A 969-nucleotide genomic window follows, 5' to 3' on the forward strand; every position below is an offset into this window, starting at 1 on the left:
CTCGTCGAACTCACAGCCATGCCACCTTCGAGTACGGGGCTGTCACCCTCTCTCGCCGGCCTTTCCAGACCGTTCCTCTGATGCTATGGCTGATGCTGGTTCTGGGCTGCTCCCCGTTCGCTCGCCGCTACTGGGGGAATCTCGGTTGATTTCTTTTCCTCGGGGTACTGAGATGTTTCAGTTCCCCCGGTTCGCCTCATTAACCTATGGATTCAGTTAATGATAGTGCGACGCATCGCACTGGGTTTCCCCATTCGGACATCGCCGGCTATATCGCTTCATATCAGCTTACCGACGCTTTTCGCAGATTAGCACGTCCTTCATCGCCTCTGACTGCCTAGGCATCCACCGTGTACGCTTATTCGCTTAACCTCACAACCCGAAAAAGTTTCAGATTGCTCAGCTTGAGAGACTCCCCAATAATACCTTGTCGATATTACTGAGTGTTTCAATTTTTCAGCTTGTTCCAGATTGTTAAAGAGCAAAATAATTCGCAGCATACTGTTGCCAATATACTCTGAACTACATTTAGTATGGTGGAGCTAAGCGGGATCGAACCGCTGACCTCCTGCGTGCAAGGCAGGCGCTCTCCCAGCTGAGCTATAGCCCCATACAGAAATAGGCCGCTATCGCAGAATTTTATACAAACCTTTTCATCACAGCCAGTTTCAACGCGAATCACGCAGTGTGCGCGAGCACATGAGTAATGCAGCGTTTAAAATGGCAAAGAGGAAAAGCGTTTGGTAGGCCTGAGTGGACTTGAACCACCGACCTCACCCTTATCAGGGGTGCGCTCTAACCACCTGAGCTACAAGCCTGTTACGATAACCTATTCTCTTCTTTCATCAGACAATCTGTGTGAGCACTGCACTTAACCTATCTCAGGTAAGGAGGTGATCCAACCGCAGGTTCCCCTACGGTTACCTTGTTACGACTTCACCCCAGTCATGAGCCACAAAGTGGTCAGCG

The 969-nt window shown here is 50.3% G+C and carries 2 tRNA genes and 2 rRNA genes; all 4 read right to left on the bottom strand.

Going from position 1 to position 969, the window contains the following annotated elements:
• Positions 1-372: ribosomal RNA gene (locus C6H66_RS24955) — 23S ribosomal RNA — on the bottom strand; the annotation flags it as partial.
• Between the two features lie 162 nt (positions 373-534).
• Positions 535-610 (bottom strand) — tRNA-Ala (locus tag C6H66_RS24960).
• Positions 611-741: 131 nt separating this feature from the next.
• Positions 742-818 (bottom strand) — tRNA-Ile (locus tag C6H66_RS24965).
• Positions 819-886: 68 nt separating this feature from the next.
• Positions 887-969: ribosomal RNA gene (locus C6H66_RS24970) — 16S ribosomal RNA — on the bottom strand; the annotation flags it as partial.

Source organism: Photorhabdus hindustanensis, from assembly GCF_002968995.1.
In the GTDB taxonomy this organism is placed as follows: domain Bacteria; phylum Pseudomonadota; class Gammaproteobacteria; order Enterobacterales; family Enterobacteriaceae; genus Photorhabdus; species Photorhabdus akhurstii.